Origin of the sequence: Streptomyces sp. SID3212 (assembly GCF_009865405.1) — a bacterium.
Classification (GTDB): domain Bacteria; phylum Actinomycetota; class Actinomycetes; order Streptomycetales; family Streptomycetaceae; genus Streptomyces.
This window is the reverse complement of record NZ_WWJY01000834.1, coordinates 1-4,814: the sequence shown is the minus strand read 5'-3', so window position 1 is coordinate 4,814 and position 4,814 is coordinate 1. Positions and strand designations below refer to the sequence as shown.

At 69.8% G+C, this 4,814-nt stretch carries 5 protein-coding genes, 1 tRNA gene and 1 pseudogene; 2 read left to right on the top strand and 5 right to left on the bottom strand.

Features of this window, described 5'->3' with window-relative positions:
• Positions 1 to 520 (top strand): annotated as a pseudogene (locus GT042_RS25370) (2-phospho-L-lactate guanylyltransferase); the annotation flags it as partial.
• Positions 521 to 631: 111 nt separating this feature from the next.
• Here the strand turns inward: GT042_RS25370 and GT042_RS25365 are convergent.
• From GT042_RS25365 to leuC, 4 genes are all read right to left on the bottom strand, one after another.
• Positions 632 to 1,264, bottom strand: coding sequence for an HU family DNA-binding protein (locus tag GT042_RS25365; RefSeq protein ID WP_161311049.1), 633 nt, complete (start codon positions 1,262 to 1,264; stop codon positions 632 to 634).
• Between the two features lie 143 nt (positions 1,265 to 1,407).
• Positions 1,408 to 1,635: a hypothetical protein gene (locus GT042_RS25360; RefSeq protein ID WP_161311048.1), complete on the bottom strand. Its 228-nt coding sequence runs from the start codon at positions 1,633 to 1,635 to the stop codon at positions 1,408 to 1,410.
• Between the two features lie 104 nt (positions 1,636 to 1,739).
• Entirely contained in the window at positions 1,740 to 2,348 is a 609-nt protein-coding gene (gene leuD, locus GT042_RS25355; RefSeq protein WP_161311047.1) for a 3-isopropylmalate dehydratase small subunit, read from the bottom strand.
• Between the two features lie 2 nt (positions 2,349 to 2,350).
• Positions 2,351 to 3,787: a 3-isopropylmalate dehydratase large subunit gene (leuC, locus tag GT042_RS25350; RefSeq protein WP_161311046.1), complete on the bottom strand. Its 1,437-nt coding sequence runs from the start codon at positions 3,785 to 3,787 to the stop codon at positions 2,351 to 2,353.
• 176 nt (positions 3,788 to 3,963) lie between these two features.
• On the opposite strand from leuC, the gene ndgR reads away from it, so the two are divergent.
• Positions 3,964 to 4,680 carry an IclR family transcriptional regulator NdgR gene (gene ndgR, locus GT042_RS25345; protein ID WP_010984119.1) on the top strand — a complete coding sequence of 239 codons (717 nt, stop codon included), beginning with the start codon at positions 3,964 to 3,966 and terminating at the stop codon, positions 4,678 to 4,680.
• Positions 4,681 to 4,741: 61 nt separating this feature from the next.
• On the opposite strand, the gene GT042_RS25340 is transcribed toward ndgR, so the two are convergent.
• A tRNA-Glu gene (locus GT042_RS25340) sits at positions 4,742 to 4,814 on the bottom strand.

The following is a 4,814-nucleotide window of genomic DNA, read 5'->3' as shown; positions in this document are numbered from 1 at the left end:
GGATCTGCCGGCGCTGCGGCCCGCCGAGCTGGCCCGGGTGCTCGGTGCCGCGAGCGCATTTCCGCGCGCATTTCTCGCGGACGCCGCCGGAATCGGCACCACTTTGCTGGCGGCGGGCCCGGGCGCGGAATTGAATCCGGCTTTCGGTGGTCCTTCCCGGGCCCGGCATTTGTCGTCGGGCGCGGTGGAAATTCTGCTGACCGGGGTGGATTCGGTACGGCGGGACGTCGACACGGGCGCGGACCTGCTGGTGGCGGCGGCGCTGGGGCTCGGTCCGCGGACGGCGGCGCGGTACGCCGACCGCTACGCTGCGGGCATGCAGGCGACCGCTTACACGTACGAGTCAGAGACCCGCAGCGGGAGTGTGCTGCTGGACGACGGCACCCCGGTGGAGTTCGACGCCCCGGCCTTCGACGCGGGCGGCCTGCGGCTGCTGCGGCCGGGCCAGCGGGTGCGGATCGAGACCGAGGGCGAGGGCCCCTCCCGGCGCATCACGCTGGTGACGCTCCAGACCTTCTGAGCCCCGGCCTTCCGAGCCTCGCCTTCCGAGCCCCGGCCCTCCGAGCGGAACGCCGCGGGCCGGGCTCCCCGAGGGGAGCCCGGCCCGGCGCGTGAGTCGCCCTGTTGTCGCTTACTTCCCCCTGGCGGCGGTCTTCTTCGCGGTGGTGGTGCGGGACGCGGCCTTCCTCGCCGGCGCCTTCTTGGCGGTCGCCTTCTTGGCCGGCGCGGTCTTCTTCGCGGTGGCCTTCTTGGCGGTGGTCTTCGACGCCGACGACGTGGCCTTCTTCGCCGTGGTCTTCTTGGCCGCGCTGGTCTTCTTCGCGGTGGTCTTCTTGGCGACCGTCCGCTTGGCCGCCGTCTTGGCGGTCGTGGCCTTCTTGGCGGTGGCCTTCTTGGCCGCGGCCTTCACCGTCGTACGGGTGGAAGCACCGCCCGAGAGGCTGCCCTTGGGGGCCTTCTTGACCGCCACGTCGTTCTTGGGGAGCTTCTTCGAGCCGCTGACCAGGTCCTTGAAGCCCTGACCCGCGCGGAAGCGCGGCACCGAGGTCTTCTTGACCCGGACCCGCTCACCCGTCTGCGGGTTACGCGCGTAACGCGCCGGGCGGTCGACCTTCTCGAACGAGCCGAAGCCGGTGACCGAGACCCGGTCGCCTGCGACGACCGCGCGGACGATCGCGTCGAGTACGGCGTCGACCGAGTCCGCGGCCTGCTGGCGGCCGCCGACCTTGTCCGCAATCGCTTCTACGAGCTGCGCCTTGTTCACGTCTTCCCCTTCGGAGACATTGCCAGAACGAAAGTGTTCAAGCTTTTTCGCACGTTAGGCAGATATATACCGCAAATCAAACACGAAACGGGCTAATCACCCTAGTGCCGCAACGAAGTCGGCCCGGCGGAGTTCCGCGGAGGTCAGTCGCCTTCCGGAAATCGACCCTCGTCGAGGTCCTTCGTCAAGCGGTCCAGACGCCTTGCCGCATCCGGGAGATCGTGCTTCGCCGCAGCCGTGATGACCAGCAGCTTCCGGGTGAGCGCCATGCGTACGCCCTCCGGGACTTGCAGTCCACGCACCTTCGCGTGTGCCTCTTTCAGTTGTTCGGCGACCAACCCGTAAAGCTTGAGTTGGTTGTCGCGTTCCATGCACCGATTGTGCCATCTGGGGCGAGTTGTCGCCCGACGGGGTCTCAACAAGCAACTGCACCCCCTGCCGGGAGGCAGGGGGTGCAGGAGGGGAAAAGCGCTGATCAGGCGGTAATGGTGCGTGGTTTGAAGGACGGCCTGGAGGCCTCGTAGGAGGCGATGTCGCCTTCGTTCTGAAGGGTGAGGCTGATGTCGTCGAGCCCGTTCAGCAAGCGCCAGCGGGCGTTCTCGTCAAGGTCGAAATCAGCCGTCAGCACTGCTCCATCGGGGGAGCCGGCCCGCACCTGCCGCTGTTCCAGGTCCACGGTGACCTCGGCCGTGGGGTCCTTCTCCACGATCTCCTGGAGGGCGTCCACGACGGACTGGTCCAGAACCACGGTCAGCAGACCGTTCTTGAGCGAGTTGCCCCGGAAGATGTCGGCGAACCGGGACGAGACGACGGCCTTGAAACCGTAGTTCTGCAAGGCCCAGACGGCGTGTTCGCGGGAGGATCCGGTGCCGAAGTCGGGTCCGGCGACCAGGACCGTGGCCCCCGCGTACTCGGACCGGTTGAGGACGAACTCCGGATCCTTGCGCCAGGCCTCGAAGAGCCCGTCCTCGAACCCGTCCCTGGTGACCTTCTTGAGCCAGTGGGCGGGGATGATCTGGTCGGTGTCCACGTTGCTGCGGCGCAGCGGGACGGCCCGGCCGGTGTGGGTGGTGAAGGCTTCCATGGTTATCGCGCTCCAGCGGGCGTACGGGCGGCGTCGGCGTCGGACAGGTCGGCGGGCGAGGCCAGATGGCCCAGTACGGCCGTGGCGGCGGCGACCTGCGGGGAGACCAGGTGCGTACGGCCGCCCTTGCCCTGCCTGCCCTCGAAGTTGCGGTTGGAGGTGGACGCGGAGCGCTCGCCGGGCGCGAGTTGGTCGGGGTTCATGCCCAGGCACATCGAGCAGCCCGCGTGCCGCCATTCGGCTCCCGCGCCGGTGAAGACCTTGTCCAGTCCCTCGGCGACGGCCTGGAGCGCGACCCGTACGGACCCGGGGACGACCAGCATCCGTACGCCGTCCGCGACTTTGCGGCCCTCCAGGATCGAGGCCGCCGAGCGCAGGTCTTCGATGCGTCCGTTGGTGCACGAACCTACGAAGACGGTGTCGACCTTGATGTCGCGCAGCGCCTGTCCGGCGGTCAACCCCATGTACTCCAGGGCCTTTTCGGCGGCGTGGCGCTCCGAAGCGTCCTCGTACGAAGCCGGGTCGGGGACGTGCGAGGTGAGCGGCGCGCCCTGGCCGGGGTTGGTGCCCCAGGTGACGAACGGGGCCAGTTCGGCGGCCTCGATGAAGACCTCGGCGTCGAAGACGGCGTCGTCGTCGGTGCGCAGGGTCTGCCAGTACGCGACGGCGGCGTCCCAGTCCTCGCCCTCGGGGGCGTGGTCGCGGCCCTTGAGGTAGTCGAAGGTGGTGGCGTCGGGGGCGATCATGCCCGCCCTGGCGCCGGCCTCGATCGACATGTTGCAGATGGTCATCCGGGCCTCCATCGAGAGTTTCTCGATGGCCGAGCCCCGGTATTCCAGGATGTAGCCCTGGCCGCCGCCGGTGCCGATCCTGGCGATGATCGCGAGGATCAGGTCCTTGGCGGTGACCTCGGGGGGCAGTTCGCCCTCGACCGTGATGGCCATCGTCTTGGGGCGGGCCAGCGGCAGGGTCTGGGTGGCGAGGACGTGCTCGACCTGGCTGGTGCCGATGCCGAACGCGAGCGCGCCGAACGCGCCGTGGGTGGAGGTGTGGCTGTCGCCGCAGACCACGGTGGTGCCGGGCTGGGTGAGCCCCAGCTGCGGGCCCACGACGTGGACGACGCCCTGCTCGACGTCGCCGAGGGGGTGCAGCCGTACGCCGAAGTCCGCGCAGTTCTTGCGGAGCGTCTCCAACTGGACGCGCGAGACGGGGTCCGCGATCGGCTTGTCGATGTCGATCGTGGGGGTGTTGTGGTCCTCGGTAGCGATGGTGAGGTCGAGTCGCCTGACCTGCCGGCCGCCGAGACGGAGGCCGTCGAAGGCCTGGGGGCTGGTCACCTCGTGCAGCAGGTGCAGATCGATGTAGAGGAGGTCGGGCTCGCCCTCCGCCCGCCGGACGACATGATCGTCCCAGACCTTCTCCGCGAGTGTCCTACCCATCGCTTTCCCTCCGGCCGGCGGAGCGCCGGCACTTTTCGAGACGTGGGCCCGCGTCCGTACCCCTTCGTGCCGGACGCCGGCGGGGACCCGTGGTCCGCGGGCCTGTCCCTACAGGTTGGCAAATACCCTGGGAAAAGGAACTTGCGTTTCACAGAGTGAGACGCGAGTATCGTTGCATGGACAACTCTAGCGGCGTCGGCGTTCTCGACAAGGCTGCTCTCGTACTGAGCGCCCTGGAGTCCGGTCCGGCCACCCTCGCCGGGCTGGTCGCGGCGACCGGGCTCGCTCGACCCACGGCCCACCGGCTGGCCGTGGCTCTGGAACACCACCGGATGGTGGCGAGGGACATGCAGGGCCGGTTCATCCTGGGCCCCCGGCTGGCGGAGCTGGCCGCGGCGGCCGGCGAGGACCGTCTGCTGGCGACGGCGGGGCCGGTGCTGACGCATCTGCGGGACGTGACGGGCGAGAGCGCGCAGCTCTACCGGCGCCAGGGGGACATGCGGATCTGCGTGGCCGCCGCCGAGCGGCTGTCGGGGCTGCGGGACACGGTCCCGGTCGGCTCGACGCTCACGATGAAGGCGGGCTCCTCGGCCCAGATCCTGATGGCGTGGGAGGAGCCGGAGCGCCTGCACCGGGGGCTCCAGGGCGCCCGCTTCACGGCGACGGCTCTCTCCGGGGTACGGCGCAGGGGCTGGGCCCAGTCGATCGGCGAGCGCGAGCCCGGGGTGGCGTCGGTGTCGGCGCCGGTGCGGGGTCCGTCGAACCGGGTGGTCGCGGCGGTCTCGGTGTCGGGGCCCATCGAGCGGCTCACCCGCCACCCGGGCCGGATGCACGCCCAGGCCGTGATCGACGCGGCGGGCCGGCTGAGCGAGGCGCTGCGGCGTACGGGCTGAGAAGGCGGGGCACGGAAAAGGCCCTCCCCGGTGGGGAGGGCCTTCCGGATATCTACGTACGTACCCCCGACCGGATTCGAACCGGCGCTACTGCCGTGAGAGGGCAGCGTGCTAGGCCGCTACACAACGGGGGC

Bases quoted from the DNA above. Each gene is read 5' to 3' on its own strand.
- GT042_RS25360 (WP_161311048.1), bottom strand. From the start codon at position 1,635: ATGGAACGCGACAACCAACTCAAGCTTTACGGGTTGGTCGCCGAACAA.
- leuD (WP_161311047.1), bottom strand. From the start codon at position 2,348: ATGGAAGCCTTCACCACCCACACCGGCCGGGCCGTCCCGCTGCGCCGC.
- leuC (WP_161311046.1), bottom strand. From the start codon at position 3,787: ATGGGTAGGACACTCGCGGAGAAGGTCTGGGACGATCATGTCGTCCGG.
- ndgR (WP_010984119.1), top strand. From the start codon at position 3,964: ATGGACAACTCTAGCGGCGTCGGCGTTCTCGACAAGGCTGCTCTCGTA.